Source organism: Kocuria sp. WN036, from assembly GCF_002287015.1.
GTDB classification, from domain to species: Bacteria; Actinomycetota; Actinomycetes; order Actinomycetales; family Micrococcaceae; genus Kocuria; species Kocuria rosea.
The window spans coordinates 86,482-103,713 of the sequence record NZ_NSKF01000003.1 but is presented as its reverse complement, the minus strand read 5'-3'; the positions used below and the strand labels follow the sequence as shown (position 1 = coordinate 103,713).

Annotated in this window: 15 protein-coding genes; 8 read left to right on the top strand and 7 right to left on the bottom strand. The window is 73.7% G+C overall.

All coding sequences use genetic code 11. The features are described from left to right. The first annotated feature begins 38 nt into the window (after positions 1 to 38). The 3 genes from CK505_RS03290 (at position 39) to CK505_RS03280 (ending at position 4,159) form a co-directional block, all read left to right on the top strand. On the top strand, positions 39 to 1,238 hold the full coding sequence (locus tag CK505_RS03290) for an aromatic ring-hydroxylating dioxygenase subunit alpha (RefSeq protein WP_095650217.1): 1,200 nt from the start codon (positions 39 to 41) through the stop codon (positions 1,236 to 1,238). Further along, positions 1,228 to 3,177: a BCCT family transporter gene (locus CK505_RS03285; protein ID WP_095650216.1), complete on the top strand. Its 1,950-nt coding sequence runs from the start codon at positions 1,228 to 1,230 to the stop codon at positions 3,175 to 3,177. Before CK505_RS03290 ends, CK505_RS03285 begins: the two co-directional genes overlap by 11 nt. A gap of 136 nt (positions 3,178 to 3,313) precedes the next feature. Further along, a complete protein-coding gene (locus CK505_RS03280; RefSeq protein ID WP_095650215.1) occupies positions 3,314 to 4,159 on the top strand; it encodes an IclR family transcriptional regulator in 846 nt (281 codons plus the stop codon). Between the two features lie 67 nt (positions 4,160 to 4,226). On the opposite strand, the gene CK505_RS03275 is transcribed toward CK505_RS03280, so the two are convergent. Then, positions 4,227 to 5,087 carry a hypothetical protein gene (locus CK505_RS03275; RefSeq protein ID WP_141246772.1) on the bottom strand — a complete coding sequence of 287 codons (861 nt, stop codon included), beginning with the start codon at positions 5,085 to 5,087 and terminating at the stop codon, positions 4,227 to 4,229. 220 nt (positions 5,088 to 5,307) lie between these two features. On the opposite strand from CK505_RS03275, the gene CK505_RS03270 reads away from it, so the two are divergent. Continuing rightward, a complete protein-coding gene (locus CK505_RS03270; RefSeq protein ID WP_035923498.1) occupies positions 5,308 to 5,982 on the top strand; it encodes an SDR family oxidoreductase in 675 nt (224 codons plus the stop codon). 49 nt (positions 5,983 to 6,031) lie between these two features. Here the strand turns inward: CK505_RS03270 and CK505_RS03265 are convergent, their stop codons facing one another. Further along, the gene (locus CK505_RS03265; RefSeq protein ID WP_017833554.1) at positions 6,032 to 7,147 is read right to left on the bottom strand and encodes an NAD(P)-dependent alcohol dehydrogenase; all 1,116 of its coding nucleotides are present in this window, start codon (positions 7,145 to 7,147) and stop codon (positions 6,032 to 6,034) included. Between the two features lie 197 nt (positions 7,148 to 7,344). Beyond that, the gene (locus CK505_RS03260; protein WP_141246771.1) at positions 7,345 to 7,815 is read right to left on the bottom strand and encodes a DUF2202 domain-containing protein; all 471 of its coding nucleotides are present in this window, start codon (positions 7,813 to 7,815) and stop codon (positions 7,345 to 7,347) included. Positions 7,816 to 7,879: 64 nt separating this feature from the next. Here CK505_RS03260 and CK505_RS18795 point away from each other — a divergent pair, with 64 nt between their 5' ends. Continuing rightward, positions 7,880 to 8,128: a hypothetical protein gene (locus tag CK505_RS18795; RefSeq protein WP_126346653.1), complete on the top strand. Its 249-nt coding sequence runs from the start codon at positions 7,880 to 7,882 to the stop codon at positions 8,126 to 8,128. 139 nt (positions 8,129 to 8,267) lie between these two features. Here CK505_RS18795 and CK505_RS03255 read toward each other — a convergent pair whose 3' ends face one another. Continuing rightward, positions 8,268 to 9,902 carry an ATP-binding cassette domain-containing protein gene (locus tag CK505_RS03255; protein WP_095650213.1) on the bottom strand — a complete coding sequence of 545 codons (1,635 nt, stop codon included), beginning with the start codon at positions 9,900 to 9,902 and terminating at the stop codon, positions 8,268 to 8,270. Positions 9,903 to 10,218: 316 nt separating this feature from the next. Between CK505_RS03255 and CK505_RS03250 the strand changes: the two genes are divergently transcribed. Then, positions 10,219 to 11,661, top strand: a complete 1,443-nt coding sequence (locus CK505_RS03250; protein WP_217987521.1) for a YfcC family protein — start codon at positions 10,219 to 10,221, stop codon at positions 11,659 to 11,661. 144 nt (positions 11,662 to 11,805) lie between these two features. Here the strand turns inward: CK505_RS03250 and CK505_RS03245 are convergent, their stop codons facing one another. Then, positions 11,806 to 13,119 (bottom strand): MFS transporter, encoded by a 1,314-nt coding sequence (locus CK505_RS03245; protein ID WP_369680085.1) that lies wholly within the window; start codon positions 13,117 to 13,119, stop codon positions 11,806 to 11,808. A 10-nt stretch (positions 13,120 to 13,129) separates the two neighbouring features. Beyond that, positions 13,130 to 14,146, bottom strand: coding sequence for a YafY family protein (locus tag CK505_RS03240; RefSeq protein ID WP_217987520.1), 1,017 nt, complete (start codon positions 14,144 to 14,146; stop codon positions 13,130 to 13,132). A gap of 62 nt (positions 14,147 to 14,208) precedes the next feature. Here CK505_RS03240 and CK505_RS03235 point away from each other — a divergent pair, with 62 nt between their 5' ends. Both CK505_RS03235 and CK505_RS03230 read left to right on the top strand, forming a co-directional pair. Further along, positions 14,209 to 15,258 (top strand): ABC transporter ATP-binding protein, encoded by a 1,050-nt coding sequence (locus tag CK505_RS03235; protein ID WP_217987519.1) that lies wholly within the window; start codon positions 14,209 to 14,211, stop codon positions 15,256 to 15,258. Further along, entirely contained in the window at positions 15,255 to 16,064 is an 810-nt protein-coding gene (locus tag CK505_RS03230) for an ABC transporter permease (protein ID WP_017833560.1), read from the top strand. Before CK505_RS03235 ends, CK505_RS03230 begins: the two co-directional genes overlap by 4 nt. 67 nt (positions 16,065 to 16,131) lie before the next feature. Here CK505_RS03230 and CK505_RS03225 read toward each other — a convergent pair whose 3' ends face one another. Beyond that, positions 16,132 to 17,148 (bottom strand): magnesium and cobalt transport protein CorA, encoded by a 1,017-nt coding sequence (locus CK505_RS03225; protein WP_017833561.1) that lies wholly within the window; start codon positions 17,146 to 17,148, stop codon positions 16,132 to 16,134. Positions 17,149 to 17,232 lie beyond the last annotated feature (84 nt).

The following is a 17,232-nucleotide window of genomic DNA, read 5'->3' as shown; positions in this document are numbered from 1 at the left end:
CCCGCGCTCTGCGCACTGTCCGAACCCAGGAGTTCGTGTTGTCGATCAACGTTGTCTCGGAGTCCCTGATCTCCACCCTGCCCGGCTCCACCTACGTGGACGAGGCAGTCTTCCGCGCCGAGCAGGAGCGCATCTTCGAGCAGATGTGGTTCTGCGCCGTGCGCGCCGCCGACCTGGACAAGCCCGGAGCCTTCCGCACCGTCCAGGTCGGGCGGGAGTCCATCATCATCACCCGCAACCGGAAGCACGGCATCCGGGCGTTCTACAACATCTGCCGCCACCGCGGGGTGAAGCTGTGCATGGAGGACGCCGGCGAAGCCGCGCGCTCCTTCCAGTGCCCGTACCACGCCTGGACCTACGACTTCGACGGCAAGCTCATCGCCGCCCCCAACCTCACCAAGATGCCCGACATCGACCGCCAGGAGTACGGCCTGGTCACCATCCCGGTCCGCGAGTACCTCGGCTACGTCTGGGTCTGCCTGGCCGAGAACCCTCCGTCCTTCGAGGAGGACGTCATGGGCGACATCCAGGAGCGCCTCGGGGACACCCAGGCCATCGAGGGCTACGACATCGCCAACCTCTCCCTGGGCCGGCGGATCACCTACGACGTGAAGGCCAACTGGAAGCTCATCATCGAGAACTTCATGGAGTGCTACCACTGCGCCACCATCCACCCCGAGCTCACGGAGGTGCTGCCCGAGTTCGCCGACGGCCTCGCCGCCCAGTACTTCGTCGGCCACGGCGCCGAGTTCGGCGACGACGTGCGCGGCTTCACCATCGACGGCTCCGAGGGCCTCGACAAGCTCCCCGGCGTCGACGACGACCACGACCGCCGCTACTACGCCATCACCGTCAAGCCCACCGTGTTCGTCAACCTCGTCCCCGACCACGTCATCATCCACCGCATGTTCCCGCTGGCCCCGGACCACACCGTCGTGGAGTGCGACTGGCTCTACCTCCCTTCGGTCGTGGACTCCGGCAAGGACGTCTCCACCTCCGTGGAGCTCTTCCACCGCGTCAACCAGCAGGACTTCGACGCCTGCGAACGCTGCCAGCCCGCCATGAGCTCCAAGATCTACGCCACCGGCGGGGTCCTCGTCCCCTCCGAGCACCACATCGGCGCCTTCCACGACTGGATCACCGACAAGGTCGGCGACGTCGTCGGGACGGCGCCACCCCGGTCCTCCGGGACCGGGCCGCAGCACCTGTTCCCGGGAGGGGATCACGATGAGCACTGAGAATCCACCACTGGTTCCGTCCTCGGACGCGGAGGCCCCGCCGGCCTGTCCCGTCGACGACACGACGCACCTCCACGAGGCGGAGGCCGAGGAGACCCAGATCCTCGGCGAGCTCAGGGAGGGGGTCCAGGAACGGCGCAGCGCGCTCCAGGGAGAGCCCCGGGGCCTGGACAAGGTGATCTTCGGTGTGACCGGCGCCCTGGTCGTCGCCTTCGTGGTCTGGGGCTTCGTCGGCACGGAGAACCTGTCCACCGTCTCGACCGCGGCGCTCGGGTGGGTCCTGGAGAACACCGGGTGGATCTTCGTGCTGCTGTCCTCCCTGTTCGTCGCCTACGTCCTGTGGCTGGCCCTGGGCCGGTTCGGCAACATCCCGCTGGGCAAGGACGGCGAACGGCCCGAGTTCAGGACCGTCTCGTGGATCTCCATGATGTTCGCCTGCGGCATGGGCATCGGCCTGATGTTCTACGGCGTCGCCGAGCCCCTCTACTACTACATCTCCCCGCCGCCGGCCACGGTCGACGCCGGCACGGCCGAAGCCGTCGAGACGGCCATGGCCACGTCGCTGTTCCACTGGACGCTGCACCCCTGGGCCATGTACGCGGTGCTCGGCATCGCCATCGCCTACGGCACCTTCCGGCTGGGCCGCAAGAACCTGCTCTCCGAGGCGTTCGTGTCCCTGTTCGGGCGGCGGGCGGTCGACGGCGCCGGCGGCAAGATCATCAACATCCTGGCCATCTTCGCCACGCTCTTCGGCTCCGCGGCCTCGCTCGGGCTGGGCGCCCTCCAGATCGGCAGCGGTCTGCAGTTCAACGGCGTGGTGGGCGAGGTGGCCACCCCGATGCTCGTGCTGATCATCGCGGTGCTCACGTTCTGCTTCGTGGCATCGGCGGTGTCGGGCATCGAGCGCGGCATCCAGTTCCTCGCCAACACCAACATGGTGCTCGCGGTGGTCATGGCCCTCGTCGTCTTCGTCGTGGGGCCCACCCTGTTCATCCTCAACCTCATCCCCAACGCGATCGGCTCCTACCTCCAGCAGCTGCCGGAGATGGCCGCCCGCACCGAGGCCTCCGGCGGCGAGGACATGCGCGCGTGGCTGTCCAGCTGGACGATCTTCTACTGGGCCTGGTGGATCTCCTGGACGCCGTTCGTGGGCATGTTCATCGCTCGCATCAGCCGCGGTCGCACCATCCGCCAGTTCGTCACCGGCGTGCTGCTGGTGCCCTCCCTGGTGTCCCTGCTGTGGTTCGCCGTCTTCGGCGGCAGCGCCATCCACATCCAGCGGACGGCGAACGCGACCCCCGACCCCGGCGACGGGATCGCCACGGTCGTCGACGGCGTCCCCACCATCTCCTTCGACGGCGCGATCTACGACATGTTCAACAGCCTCGGCACTCCGCAGGCGCTGACCATCGGCCTGGCGGTGCTGGCCATGGTGCTCACCGCCATCTTCTTCGTCACCGGTGCCGACTCGGCGTCCATCGTGATGGGCTCCCTCAGCTCCCGGGGCAGTCTCGAGCCGTCGAAGCCCGTCGTGATCTTCTGGGGCGTGCTGATGGGCGGGGTCGCGGCCGTCATGCTCCTGGCCGGCGGTGACACCCCCGCGGAGGCGCTGGGGGGTCTGCAGCGGCTCACCATCGTCGCCGCGCTGCCGTTCGTCCTCGTGATGTGCGTCCTGTGCATCGCCCTGACCCGCGACCTGCGCGCCGACCCGATGTGGCTGCGCCAGCGGCTGTCCGACTCCGTGGTGCGCCGCGCCATCCGCACCGCCGTGGACGAGTACGGGCACCAGAAGTTCACCCTGGTCACCCAGGAGAGCACGGATCCGCCCACGGGCCAGATCCAGGCCGTGGACGCCACGGCCGCCGGTCAGCCGATCTACGCCCGGGTGAAGGGCCAGGAGAACGGCCAGGTCCGGAAGAAGAAGGCGGCCCGCCCATGACACCGCGGGACGGTCCGGGACGCGCCCGGCCCGCACGGCACGTTACCGCGCGCCCGGCCCGCTCCACCCCGGCGAGCCGGGGTGGAGCGGGCGGAGCGGACGGAGCGCGACAATGACGATTGACTACCATGGAGTCATGTCCTCCCCCGGCCCCAGACCCCCGACCGCCCCCGACGCCGCCAAGGAGCAGCCCGGCACGGACGGGGTCACCCCGGGGGGTGTGCAGTCGGTGGACCGGGCCATCACCGTGCTCGAGGTCCTCGCCCGGACCGGTGGTTCCACGGTGACCGAGGTGGCCGCGGAGCTGGGCGTGCACAAGTCCACCGCGTCGAGGCTGCTCGGCGCCCTGGAGTCCCGGGGCCTGGTGCACCACCCGAGCGACGGGAGCCCGTATCAGCTCGGGTTCGGCATCCTTCGGCTGGCGCACGCGATCCCCGGCCGGCTGAGCGTGGTGGCCGAGGCGCGCGACGAGGTCCGCGGCCTGGCCCGGACCCACTCCGAGACGGTCAACCTGGCGGTCCTGCGGGAGGGCCACGCCGTCAACGTGGACCAGGAGATGGGCCCCTCCTCGGTCGCGACCCACGACTGGATCGGGAGCCTGACCCCCCTGCACGCCACCGCCAGCGGGAAGGTGCTGCTGTCGGGGTTGCCGTCCGACGAGAGGGCCCACGTCCTCCGCGACCAGGGCATGCCGGCCCTCACCGCGCGCACGATCACGTCGAGGGAGCAGCTGGAGCGACAGCTGATCGTCGTGGTCGCCCGGGGCTACGCCACCGTGTGCGAGGAGTTCGAGATCGGGCTGAACTCCGTCGCCGTGCCCGTGCGGGACCATCTCGGCACGGTCATCGCCTCGATCAGCGTCTCGGGACCGGCGTTCCGGTTCACGGAGCAGCACATGGCCGACCTGGTCGAGGACCTCAAGGAGGCCGGCCTGCGGGTCAGCCGGCGCATGGGGTACGCCCCCCTCGACGACTCCGCGTAGCAGCATCCGCGCCGCCTCGCCCCTGGCACGACGTGGTCCACGGCGCCCGGGACGGCCTCTCGAGCACTCAGGCGCGGAAGGAGGCGATCATCGCCTCGACCTGCCGGTGCTGCTCCGATCCGGCGTACTCCCGGGCGGCCTCGAGCGTGGGGAAGTCGTGGACCGAGCTGAAGATCACCGTCCGGTAGGTGATGCCGTTGGGCGCGACCACCCCGGTCTCGACCAGCCCCAGGCCGTACAGGACGTGCGGCAGCATCGTGGTGGGCGGAGGGGCGTCCGCATCGGTCAGCGAGGTCACGAGCCGCACGGCGTCCGGCCAGCCGTACGCGTTGCGCAGCTCCGGCGAGGACGTCAGGTCCATGGCCACGGAGCGCACCACGAACTCCCCGCTGCTGGACAGCGGCACGCTCCCCGGGACGTCCCCGAGGTGGGCCACCGGCGGCATCGAGCAGTCGGGGCCGCACTCGGCGCCCCAGGCGATGAGGACCGACAGGTGGCCGACGGGAGCACCGTCCGGCCCGAGCACCGTCACCGTGCCGCCGACGTCCGAGAAGTCCCCGTCCACGCTCCACGTCGCGGGCAGCTCGAAGGCGAAGGCGGCGTCCGCGGCCGTGCCGGAGTAGGTCACGAGCTCCGCGGGAGCCCCAGTCGGACTCGCCGTCGGGCTCGCGGTGGGCGTGCTGGTCGGGGCCTCCGTCGGACCGGCCGTCGGGTTCTCGGCGGTCGGCGACGGGCTCTCCGTGGCTGGTTCTGTGGCTGGTTCCGTGGCCGTCGGGGACTCCGCCGCCGTGGCGGCCGGCGACGCGGCCGGGCTCGTGCCCTCGGCGGAGGAGTCCCCTCCGGACGGGGTGCCGCAGGAGGCCAGGAGGAGCAGGGCCGCGGCGGCCGCGCCCAGCGCCCGGGTCGATCGTGACGTGGTCGGTGACATGTGGACGGCCCCCCGATCGCGGAGCACCAGCGCCCCGGGCGTGCGCCCGGCCCGGCTCCGAGGACTGCAGGCTACGCCGCCCGGTTCGCGGTCGGCAACGGCGGGCGGCGGACGCCCGGCGATCGTTGTGGGATCGCAAATTCCTGGGCGCTGTCGGAGAGCGTGGGTACGCTCGGGGCACGGCCCGCTCCGGGGTCGCACCGGGGACAGGAGTGGGGCCATGGACCTGAACGGCGCGAGGATCCTGGTGGTGGGGGCGACCGGCGTCCTCGGGCGGCGGCTGTGCGAACGGCTGAGCGAGCGCACCACCGACATCGTGGTGACGGGCCGCTCCGCCTCTGCGGCGGAGGAGCTGCGGCGCGGCCTCGGCCTGCGCGCGGCCCACGCCCTCGACCTCGTGGACCACGACGAGGCGGCGGAGGTGGTGCGCCGTGCGGCCGAGGAGCTCGGCGGGCTCGACGCCGTGGTGATCGCCACCGGGGTCGCCGCGTTCGGCCCGGCGGCCGACGAGGACGAGGCCGTCGTGGAGGAGCTGTTCGAGGTCAACGCCCTCGGCCCCATGGCCGTCATCCGGGCGGCCCTGCCCCACGTCGCGGACGGCGGCGCGGTCGCGGTCCTCACCGGGGTGGTCGCGGAGCTGCCGCTGGCCGGGATGGCCGGCTACGCCGCCAGCAAGGCGGCCATGGCCTCGTGGCTGGGGTCGCTGCGGCGGGAGCTGCGCCGTCGTCGGATCGCGGTGATGGACGCCCGGCTGCCGCACATGGACACCGGGCTCGTGGACCGGGCGCTCACCGGCCTGCCGCCCCGGCTGCCGCCGGGGCACAACGTGGACGACGTCATCGCCGCGGTGGAGCGCGGCCTCGAGCGCGGCGTCCACGAGCTGCGGATCGACTGAACCGGGTGCCCGTGCCCGCCGGAGCCGCCGCGGCGGTGGGGGCGCCGTCTCACCGGGGCATGCGGATGACGGGCTTGACCACGTCGCCGGACCCGCTGTCGGCGAGGGCCTGCTCGATCTCGTCGAGCTCGTAGAAGCGCACCAGCTCGTCGAAGGGGAACCGCCCCTGCCGGTGGAGGTCGATCAGGGCGGGGATGAACTTTCCGCTGCGGCTGCCGCCGCCCAGGACCCCGACGATCCGCTTGCCCCACAGCGCGTGCATGTGGTCGAGGCTGAAGCGCGCCTGGGCGGGCGCGCCGCCGATGAGCACGAGCGTGCCCAGCATGCCCACGCAGTCCGCGGCCTGCTCCACGACGGGGACCACCCCGGTGCACTCGAACGCGTAGTCGGCGGAGCCGCCCGTGATCCGGGCGACCTCCGCGACCACGTCCGTGTCCCGGGAGTTGATGACGTGGGTGGCCCCGTAGCGGGTGGCCAGCTCGAGCCGGGAGTCGTGCAGGTCCACGGCGACGACCGTGGTGGCGGCGGTGCAGCGGGCGGCCATGATCGCGGCCAGCCCCACGGCCCCGACGCCGAAGACCACCAGGGACGAGCCCGGCTCCGGGCGGGCCTCGTTGAGCACCGCGCCGGCGCCCGTGCCCAGCCCGCAGGCCAGGGGTCCGAGCAGCTCGAGCGGCACGTCGTCGGGCGCCTTCACGAGGGCGTCGGCGAGGACGATCGAGTGGGTGGCGAAGGACGACTGGCCGAAGAAGTGCCCGGAGACCTCCGAGCCGTCCGCCCGCGTGTAGGCCGAGGTCCCTGCGTCCTCGCCCCGGAAGCGGCGGCCCGAGACGAGAGCCTCCCCGGTCCGGGCGCAGTAGCGGGGCTGCCCGTCCAGGCAGTTGCGGCACGCTCCGCACGAGGGCCACCCGATGACGACCCGGTCGCCGGGCACGACGGCGCCGACGCCCTCGCCGACCCGTTCCACGATCCCCGCGCCCTCGTGGCCCAGGATCCCCGGCAGCGGCAGCGGCATGTCACCCGCACGGGTGATGGCGTCGGTGTGGCAGACCCCGGTCGCGACGATCCGGACCAGCACCTCCCCGCGGCCGGGCTCGGCGAGCTCGACGTCCTCCAGCTCGAACGGGGCCCCGATCCCCTCGACGACGGCGGCGCGGATCCTCATGGTGTCCTCCTCGGCACTCCCGGTGCGGTGACGCGGCTCACGCGCCCCCTGCTCGGCAGTCTAGGGGCGGGCACGGTCTCCGGGGGAGGTCAGTCCCGACCGGACATGACGAGTCCGCCCGGAGCCGATCCGCGCGGGAGGCGGCGGACGGCCCGCGGGCGGCCGCGGCGCACTCCTCCTGCAGGAGGAGCGACGGGTCAGCCGTGGCCCAGGTCCCGCATCTGCTCCGGGGTGAGCCGGCCCCCGTTGGCCGCCGCGGTCTCGAACGTCGGCAGGTGGATCTCCTGGGAGGCGCTGCGCAGGTTGGTGAAGACGCGGGTCAGGGGTTCGTCCCCGCGGACCTCCTCCAGCAGCCGGTCGTAGAGCGCGATGTTGTCGGTCTCCCAGGCCGCCCAGGCGGTGGCGGCGGCCTCGAGGTCGGTGGGCGCGGAAATCCGCCCGGTGTAGGGGTTCGGCGGGACCGTGACACCGAGCCGCTCCAGCTGGCGGGTCAGGGCGTCGACGTGCTGCTCCTCGGCGGCCTGGATGCTCGCGTACGGCTCGACGGGTCCGAACTCGTCCACGACCGCCCGGTACTGCGCCGAGGCGGCGTACTCGCCCTCGGGGGACATCAGGGCCTCCCACGCGGCCGCGGCCATGGGGTCGGCCGCGGCCGGAGGAATCGACACCGAGGGGACCGCCCCGGCAGCGCCCGGGGCGGGCGCCGTTCCGGGCTGCGTCGTCGGGCCCGTCGTGGTCAGGCCCGTCGTGGTCGGGCCCGGCGACGCGGGGCTCGTCGTCGCCGAGCTCGACGGGCTCGACGGGCTCGACGTCGGGACGGTGCCGTCCCCGGTCGGCGGGGAAGCCTGCGGACCGCAGGCGCTGACGGCCGTCACGAGGAGCACCGCGGCGGCCGGGACGATCAGTCTCTGGTGCATGATCCGTTCTCCATCCTGGGAGGAGCGGCCCGGCGGGGTCGCTCGGCTCGACGGTCTGCGGTGACGCCGATCACAACATACCCCAGGGGGTATGCGGGAGCAAGAGGTGTGACGCCTCCGCGCCTCTCTGTGACGACGTCCGACCGACCCTCTGCTCCGCGGTCCGGGGCCGGCCCGTCCTGCCCCCGCCCACGGCGGGGCCGTCAGAGCGTCAGCCGCGGCCAGCCCTTCGTGTCCCGCAGGAGCTGCCGGTCGTGGGTGGTCAGCACCACGGCCGCGGCCGTGGCGGCGAGGGCCTCGGTGAGCTCGTCCACGAGGGCGATCGAGAGGTGGTTGGTCGGTTCGTCCAGCAGCAGCACGTGCGGCCGGGACGCCAGCACCACGGCCAGCTCGAGGCGCCGCCGCTGCCCGGCCGACAGCTCCGCCACGGGGCGTCCGCGGTCCCGCGCCGCCAGCAGTCCCAGGGACTCCAGGGGGGCCACCTCGTGCTCGGCCAGCCGGTCCGCGAGCACGAGCCGGACGAGCTCCTGCTCGTAGACCTCCTGGGCCGAGCGCGCCCCGTGCCGGACCCCGTCCTGCAGCAGGTGGCCGATCCGCGCCCCGGGGGCTGCGGTGCGCCGCCCCACGTCGGGAGCCAGCGCACCGGCGAGCACCTGCAGCAGGGTGGACTTGCCCGCCCCGTTGGGGCCTGCGACGACCAGCCGGTCCCCGGACTCCAGCAGCACGTCGACGGGCCGGAGCAGCCGGCCCGTGACCGCGACGCCCTCGGCGCGCACCAGCTCGACGCCGGGCAGCGCCGGCAGCTCCGGCACCGACAGCTCCAGCGGGGGCTCGGGGACGTCCACGCGGTGCCGCTCGAGGTCCTCCTGCCGGCGGTGCACCGAGCGGACGAGCCCCGGGGCGCGGGTGGCGCGGGTGTGCTTGCCGGTGCCCTTGTCCGGGCGCCATCCGTCGACCAGGCGGGAGCGGGCGCGCTGGAGGTTCCCGGCCAGCCGGGCGTGCTCGGCCTGCTGCTCCCGGTGGTCGTGGATCCACCGCGAGCGCTCGGCGGTCCGGCCGGCGCGCCAGCCCGCCACCCCGCCCCCGTACCACCGCGGGCGGCCGTCCCGGCTGGGGTCCAGGTCCAGGACGGTGTCCACGACCTGGCCCAGCAGCCGCCGGTCGTGGCTGACCAGGACCACGCCGCCGCGGAACTCGCGCAGCGCCGCCCCCAGGTGGGCCAGCCCCGCGGCGTCGAGGTGGTTGGTGGGCTCGTCCAGCAGCAGGAGGTCGTGGACGGTGCCGAGCAGGCAGGCCAGGCGCACCCGGTAGCGCTGGCCCACCGAGAGGGTGCCGAGCACCCGGGAGCGGTCGGTCACGGCGTGCAGGGCCTGCAGGGCGAGGTCCACCCGCCGGTCGGCGTCCCAGGCGTCGAGGGCCTGGGCGACCGCCAGCGCCTGTGCGTACTGCTCCGGGGCGCCCGGCCGGTCCGCGGCGAGGGCGCGGGCTGCGGCCTCGACCTGCGCCACCGCGGTGTGCTCGGCGGTGAGCTCGAGGTCCAGGAGGTCCCCCACGGTGCCCTCGGGCGGCACGGGCAGCTCCTGGTCGACCACGGCGAGCGTGCCGGTGCGGCGGACGGTGCCGGCGTCCGGGAGGAGGGCGCCCGAGAGCACCTCCAGCAACGAGGTCTTGCCGCGGCCGTTCTCCCCCACCACGCCGAGGCGGGTGGCGGGGGTGATCGTGAGGTCGAGCCCGTCCAGGACGGTGCGGGACCCGCGGACCACGCGGATCCCGGTGGCGGTCAGCTGGGCGTGCTCGCCCGCGGGCACGGCGGGACGGTGGACGGGAACGGCGGACATGATTCCTCCGGGGTGCGGAGCCGCGCGCGGCCGGACGGCCGGGGCTCCTGACGAGGGGACGGGTGGGCAGGACGACGGAACGCCGCGGCGGACGCGCGGCGGGATCCGGAACCCGTCAGAGGAAGAAGTGGTGGAACATGGTCGCCCCAGGATAGCCCGGGTGGGCAACCACCGGGGGGCCCCGCCCGGATGAAACGATCGTTCCAGCACAAACCGAATTGCATTAAACGATTGCGACATCTTGTGGCGGCGTCGATGAAACGCGGGTTCCATACCGTGGCTGTCGCCCTCCTCCCGCGCCACCGAAGGAACTCCCATGGCCACCACAGCCACCCCGCTCGACCGGCGACCGGCCGGCGACCGCCCGCGGTTCCGGATGCCCCACGTGTACGTGGTGCTCTTCGTCCTGTCCGGACTCGCCGCCCTGGCCACCTACCTCGTGCCGGCCAGCCGGTACGAACGCGTCCTCGGACCGGACGACCGCGAGATGATCGACCCGTCCAGCTACGGCGCCGTCGAGTCCTCGCCGACCTCCCTCGTCGACTTCGTCACCGCGATCCCGCGGGGGCTCGTCGACGCCTCGGAGGTCGTGTTCTTCACGTTCGTCATCGGCGGGACGTTCATGGTGCTCCGGCGCACGGGCATCATCGAGGCCGCCCTCGACCGCACCAGCCGGCGCTTCGCGTCCCGGCGGACGCTGCTGATCCCCGTGCTCATCACCGCCTTCGCCGTGATCGCCTCGCTGATCGGCACCCAGGAGCTCGCCCTCGTCTACATCCCGGTGATCCTGCCGGTCATGATCGCCCTCGGCTACGACTCCCTGACCGCCGTCGCCGTCGCCCTCGTGGGCACCACCGCCGGCTTCACGGCGGGCGTCCTCAACCCCATCAACACGGGGCTGGGCCAGCAGATCGCGGGCCTGGAGCCCTTCTCCGGACTCGGTCTCCGTCTCCTCGCGCTCCTGGCCCTGGTCGTCACCGGCTCCGTGTACGTCATGCGCTACGCCCGGAGGATCAGCCGCTCCCCGGAGCGGGGCCTGCTGCACGACGAGCCGGCCGAGGCGGAGAAGCGCCGCCTCTACGCCGACGGGCACTCCGGCGAGCCCCTCGTCCTCGCCCGGCGCCAGGGCGCCGCGCTGCTCACCGCCGCGCCGATCGTCGGCGTGCTGGTGTGGGGCGTGCTCACCCAGGGCTGGTTCTTCCTCGAGATGGCCGGGATGTTCATCGTCCTGTCGGTCGTCGTCGGGCTCGTGGCGGGCCTGTCCGTCAACGAGGTCTGCGCCGCCTTCACCGAGGGCATGCGGGACGTGCTCGAGGGCGCGATCATCGTGGGCGTCGCCCGCTCCGTCGCCGTGGTGCTGGAGGACGGCAACATCCTGGACACCGTCGTCCACGCCCTCGGCAACGCCGTGGACGCGCTGCCCGCCGCGCTCGCGGCGCTGGGCATGTTCGCGGTGCAGACCCTCTTCAACTTCGTGGTCCCCTCGGGCAGCGGCCAGGCCGTGGTGACCATGCCGATCATGGCGCCGCTGGCCGACCTGGTCGGTGTCACCCGCCAGACGTCCGTGCTCGCCTACCAGCTGGGCGACGGCCCGTCCAACATCCTCTACCCCACCTCCGGGTACTTCATGGCCGCCCTCGCGATCGGCGGCGTGCGGTGGGAGAAGTGGGTCCGGTTCTTCCTCCCGCTGTTCGGCATCTGGGTGGTGCTGAGCGCGCTGTTCCTGGTCTTCGCGCAGCTGACCCAGTGGAACGGCTGACACACTTCCCTGCCCTGCCCTGCTCCCTACCCGCCGACCCCGTCGAGTCCCCCGTGTGGTCGCAGTTCCCCCCGCTCGATCGGGGGGAACTGCGACCACACGGGGGACTCGACGCTCAGGGCAAGGTGGGCGTGGGGCCCCAGGTCAGGGGGTCCGGCGCTCCCGCAGGACGCCGGCCATCAGGGCCGCGACGAGCGCGAAGACCGGGACCACGAGCAGCGCCGCCCGCAGCCCCACGGCGTCGGAGAGCACCCCGACGGCCGGGGACAGGCCGAGGAAGCTGATCCGCATCAGCCAGCTGACCAGGGCCAGGCCCGTCCCGGTCCGCAGCCCGGGGATGTCGTCGGCGGCGTGGAAGGCCGCGGGCACGAGCGTGGCGCAGCCGAAGCCGGCCAGCGCGAAGCCCGCGACGGCCGGGCCCGGCGCCGGGGCGAGGACCACGAGCAGCATCCCGGTCGCGCTCAGGGCGGCCCCGGCGCGGACCACCGCGGCCCGGCCCCAGCGGTCGGTCATGGGGTCGCCGAGCATCCGGCCCACGAACTGCGCCGCCATGAGCGCCACGAGCCCGAGCCCCGCGGTGGCCAGTGGGGCGCCCAGCTCGGCGTTCAGGTACACGGCCGACCAGTTCTGCCCGGCGTCCTCGACCATCACCCCGGCCATCGCGATCACGGCCACGGGCAGGAGGCTGACGACGACGATGCGCCCCGCCGACCGCCGCCCCGTCCCGGCGGGCCCGGAGCCGGGGTCCGGCCGGGAGCCGGTGGTGCCCGGGCCCGTCGTCGTCGTGCCGTCCGGAAGCGGATCCTCCGGCGGCGGGTCGTCCGAGCTGACCGTGCGCAGCTCCTGCCCCTCGGCCGGGCTCAGCGCGGCGCGCAGCGCCACGAGGGCGACCGCGCTCCACACGAGCCCGCTCGCCGGCAGGTGCCACCCCAGGGGCACGCCGAGGGCGAGCGCCGCGGTGCCCATGAGCCCGCCGACCACGGCGCCCAGGCTCCACAGGGCGTGCAGGGAGTTGATGATCGAGCGGCCGCGGGCGCGCTGGACCTCCATCCCCTGGGCGTTCTGCGCGGTGTCCACGTGGGCGTCCAGGGCGCCGCCCAGGAACATCGCCGCGAGGAACACCCCCGCGCCCAGCCCCGTGCCGGCGCCCAGGCCCGCCCCGGCCCCGGCGGCCGCGAGGCACACGGAGAGCAGGACGGTGCCCAGGGCCGCCACCCGGCCGGAGCCGAAGCGGCGGATCGCCCGGGCGGGGAGGGCGCCCACGAGGATCGCCCCGAGCGGGAACGCCACGACCAGCAGGCCGTAGAGGGTGTTGGAGAGCCCGAACGCGTCCTTGACCTCCGGCAGGCGCGGCAGCAGGTTGGCGTAGAGGGCGCCGTTGGTGAGGAAGAACGCGGACACCGCGATCCGGGCGCGCCGGACCCGCGCGGGGTCGAGGGCGGTGGTCTGGACGGTCACGTCCACGACTCTAAGGGCTGGGTTCCCCCGCCTCCGCCCCCGGCCCGCTGGAGTCAGGGGGCGACGGGCCGTCCAGGGCGTCGCCGAGGCGGTCCCGGAACCCGCGCACGGCCTCGGCCACCTCGTCCGAGCACAGCAGCCGCCACGGCACGTCCGCCGGGATCCAGGGCAGCGCCATCAGCAGCTCCGGGACGGAGCCGCCGGTGACGGTCCAGTCGACGGTGCCGCCGGGACCCTGCACCGCCGTGGCCGCCCACGGCCCGAAGTGCTCCCGGACCCGGTCCAGGCCCACGGTCATCCGCACCGTCAGCTCGTGCCGCGCGGCGGCCGCGCCGTGGGCGGCCAGGACGAACTCGGCGGCGTCCGCGGCGGGCAGCTCCCGCGGCGCGACGCGCACGGCGGTGCCCGCCAGCCTCCGCAGCCGGTCGATGCGGAACGTGCGCCAGTCGGCGCGGTCGGCGTCCCAGGCCACGAGGTACCACCACCGGTCCCGCGGGACCAGGGAGTGCGGCTCGACCAGCCGGGCGCTCTCCCGGCCCTGCCGATCGACGTAGCGGAAGCGCACCCGCTCGTGGTCGCGGCAGGCCAGGGCGAGCTGGGCGAGGACCTCGGTGGCCACGTGCGCGTCCGTGCGGGCCACCGGGACGGTGTGCGCCTGCAGCGCGGCGACCCGGCGGCGCAGGTGCCGCGGCAGCACCTGCTGGACCTTGGCCAGGGCGCTCAGCGACGTCTGCTCGCCGTCGCCGACGCCGTGCACCGCGGCGGTGCGCAGCCCCACGGCGATGGCCACGGCCTCGTCGTCGTCGAGCAGCAGCGGCGGGATGCTGGTGCCGCCGGCGAGCTGGTACCCGCCCGCCGTGCCGGGGCGGGCCGTGACCTCGTAGCCGAGCTCGCGCAGCCGGTCGATGTCCCGGCGCAGCGTCCGCTCGGAGACCGTCAGCCGCTCGGCGAGCTCGGGCCCGGACCAGTAGCGGTGGGTCTGCAGCAGGGACAGCAGCCGGAGCACCCGCGACGTCGGATCGGACATGACCCGCAATCTACGCCCCCCTGCGGACAGCTGGTGGCCTGAATGCGCTCTACCGTGGACCCATGAGCACCCCACCCATCATCAGCGCCCGCGGGCTGAGCAAGAGCTTCCGCGGGCCCGGCGGCCGGACCGTCGAAGCGGTGGCCGACCTGACCATGGACGTGGCGCCCGGCACGCTGACCGCGTTCCTCGGGCCCAACGGCGCGGGCAAGTCGACCTCGCTGCGCATGCTCACCACGCTGCTGCGGCCCACCGGCGGCACCGCCACCGTGTGCGGGTTCGACGTCGCCCGGCAGCCGGCCGAGGTGCGCGCCCGCATCGGCTACATCGGGCAGAAGAACGGGGCCGGGCAGTACCAGCGGGTCCGCGACGAGCTGCTCAGCCAGGGCGCCCTGTACGGGCTGAGCCGGGCGGAGACGCGGCGCCGCGTGGACGAGCTCGTGGAGGCGCTCGGCCTCGGCGACCTCGTCCGCCGGCCCACGATGAAGCTCTCCGGCGGCCAGCGCCGCCGCGTGGACATCGCCCTGGGACTGATCCCCGGCCCCCAGCTGCTCTTCCTCGACGAGCCCACGACCGGGCTGGACCCCCAGTCCCGTGCGCACCTGTGGGAGCACATCCTCGACCTGCGCCGCCGCTACGGGACCACGCTGTTCCTCACCACCCACTACCTCGACGAGGCCGACCAGTTCGCCGAGCGGGTCATGGTCGTGGACCGGGGACGGATCATCGCCGACGACACCGCGTCCCGGCTCAAGACGGACCTGGCCGGCGACCGGATCGCCCTCACCCTGGACGCCGACCCGCCCGCCGCCGCGGCGGCCGTCCGGCGCGCGGCCGCCGCGGCGGGGGCCGGCGGCGCCGAGCCGGAGGCGGTCCCCGCCGGGGAGGGCACCCGCGTGGTCGTCGCGGTCGAGCACGGCGAGCGCGTGCTGCCCGCCCTGCTGCGCGAGCTCGACCGGGCCGGCCACGCCGTGCGGACCGCCGAGCTGACCCGCCCGACCCTCGACGACGTCTTCCTCCGGCTCACCGGCCGGAGCCTGCGCGAGGAGCGGGCCGACGCGTCCGAGACCGACCCGGCCGCCGAGGCCACGAGCGTGGGAGCACCCCGATGACCGCCGTTCCGACCACCCGCGAGTCCCCCGGCGGCACCGACCGGGCCCGCCCGGCAGGGATCGTCCACGACTCCGTCAGCGTCTTCGTCCGCGAGCTCCGGCCCGTGGTCCGGGACCCCTTCAGCCTGGTGTTCTCGCTCATGCAGCCGCTGATGTTCCTGGCCTTCTTCGGCCCGCTCCTGGGCGGGATGACCGGGCGGCCCCTCGACCAGGCGTTCCAGTGGTTCGTGCCGGGCATCGTGGTGATGATCGCGCTGTTCGGCACCGCGATGACCGGCTCGAACCTGCTGTTCGAGATCCAGTCCGGGGCGCACGAGCGGATGCTCGTGGCGCCGGTGACCCGCTCCGCGCTCATGGTGGGGCGCGCGTGCAAGGAGATGGTGCCGCTGGTCCTGCAGGCCCTGGTGCTCTCCGGGGTGGCCGCGTTCTTCGGCTTCCGCCCGTCCCTGCCCGGCATGGTGGTGGGCCTGGCGATCCTCGCGGTCTTCGGGGTGGGGCTCGGGGCGCTGAGCTACGCCCTCGCCATCGTCTCCCGGAACCGGGACTGGATGTTCTGGACCGTGCAGCAGGGGCTGCTGTTCCCGCTCATGCTGCTCTCCGGGATGCTCCTGCCGCTCGAGGCCGGTCCGGGGTGGATGCAGGTGCTCTCGCGGTTCAACCCGCTCACCTACATGGTCGACGCCGAGCGGGCCCTGTTCAACGGCCAGTTCGGTGATCCGGCCGTGGCCGCCGGGGCCCTCGCGGCGGTCGTGCTGGCCGCGCTGGGGCTGACCGTGGGGATCCGGGCGATGCGCAACAGCATCTGAGGGGCCCACCGGGAAGGTCGCCGGGAAGGTCGCCGGGAGGGTCGCCGCGGAGGTCGCCCGGTGACGCTCAGAGCCACCGCTTCCACTTGAACACCCCGTAGAGGGCCACCCCCATGCCCAGCATGGCCAGCAGCGCGAGCGGGTAGCCCAGCGTCCACGCGAGCTCGGGCATGTGCTCGAAGTTCATCCCGTACACCGTGCCCACCAGGGTCGGGGCGAAGAGGATCGCGGCCCAGGAGGAGATCCGCTTGACCTCCTCGCTCTGCGCCAGGGCCGACTCGGTGAGCCGCTGCATCTCGTCGTTCTGCCGCTGGCCCACCAGGGTCGCGTGCACCGTGAGGGCGTTCTGCAGGAGCACCCGGAACGCGTCCGCGCGCTCGGCCACCCGGATGGCGTGGTCCTGCACGTCCCGCAGCCGCTGCTGCAGCTCGAGGTCGAGCCCGTACTTCTCCGCCCCGTGCTGCAGGGCCTCCAGCATGGCCACCAGCGGGTGGACGGCGCGCTGGAACTCGATGACCTCCCGGGAGAGCTCGTAGACGCGGCGGGAGACGTCCCGGTCTGCGCCGAAGATCTCGTCCTCGATCTCGTCGATGTCGTTCTCGAGTCCCGCGACCACGGGGGCGTAGCCGTCGACCACTTCGTCCAGGATCCCGTACAGCACCGCCTGCGGGCCCGTGCCCAGCAGCTCCGGCGCGGCCTCCAGCCGGCGCCGGACCGCGGCCAGGTCAGGGGACTCGGCGTGGCGGACCGTGACCACGAAGTCGCGGCCCACGAACACGTGCAGCTCCCCGAACTCGACCTTCTCCACGTCGTCCAGGTAGCGGGCCGGGCGCAGCACCACGAAGAGGGTGTCCCCGAAACGCTCCAGCTTGGCGCGCTGGTGGCCCTTCAGGGCGTCCTCCACCGCGAGGTCGTGCAGCCGGAACTCCGCGGCCACGGACTGCACCTCGGCCGGCTCGGGGCGGTAGAGACCGATCCAGGCCATCCCGCCGCGCCCGCGCAGCGCCGCGTAGGTCTCGTCGAGGTCCTCCGGGGTCGACGTGCGCCGGCCCTCCACGTACACCACGTTGTCCACCAGCGTCACCGCGTGCCACCTCCCGTTCTGTCCGTCGCCCGTCCCGCCCCATCATGACAGGGCCCGTCCCCCGGGCCGGACCGGTGGGTGCGG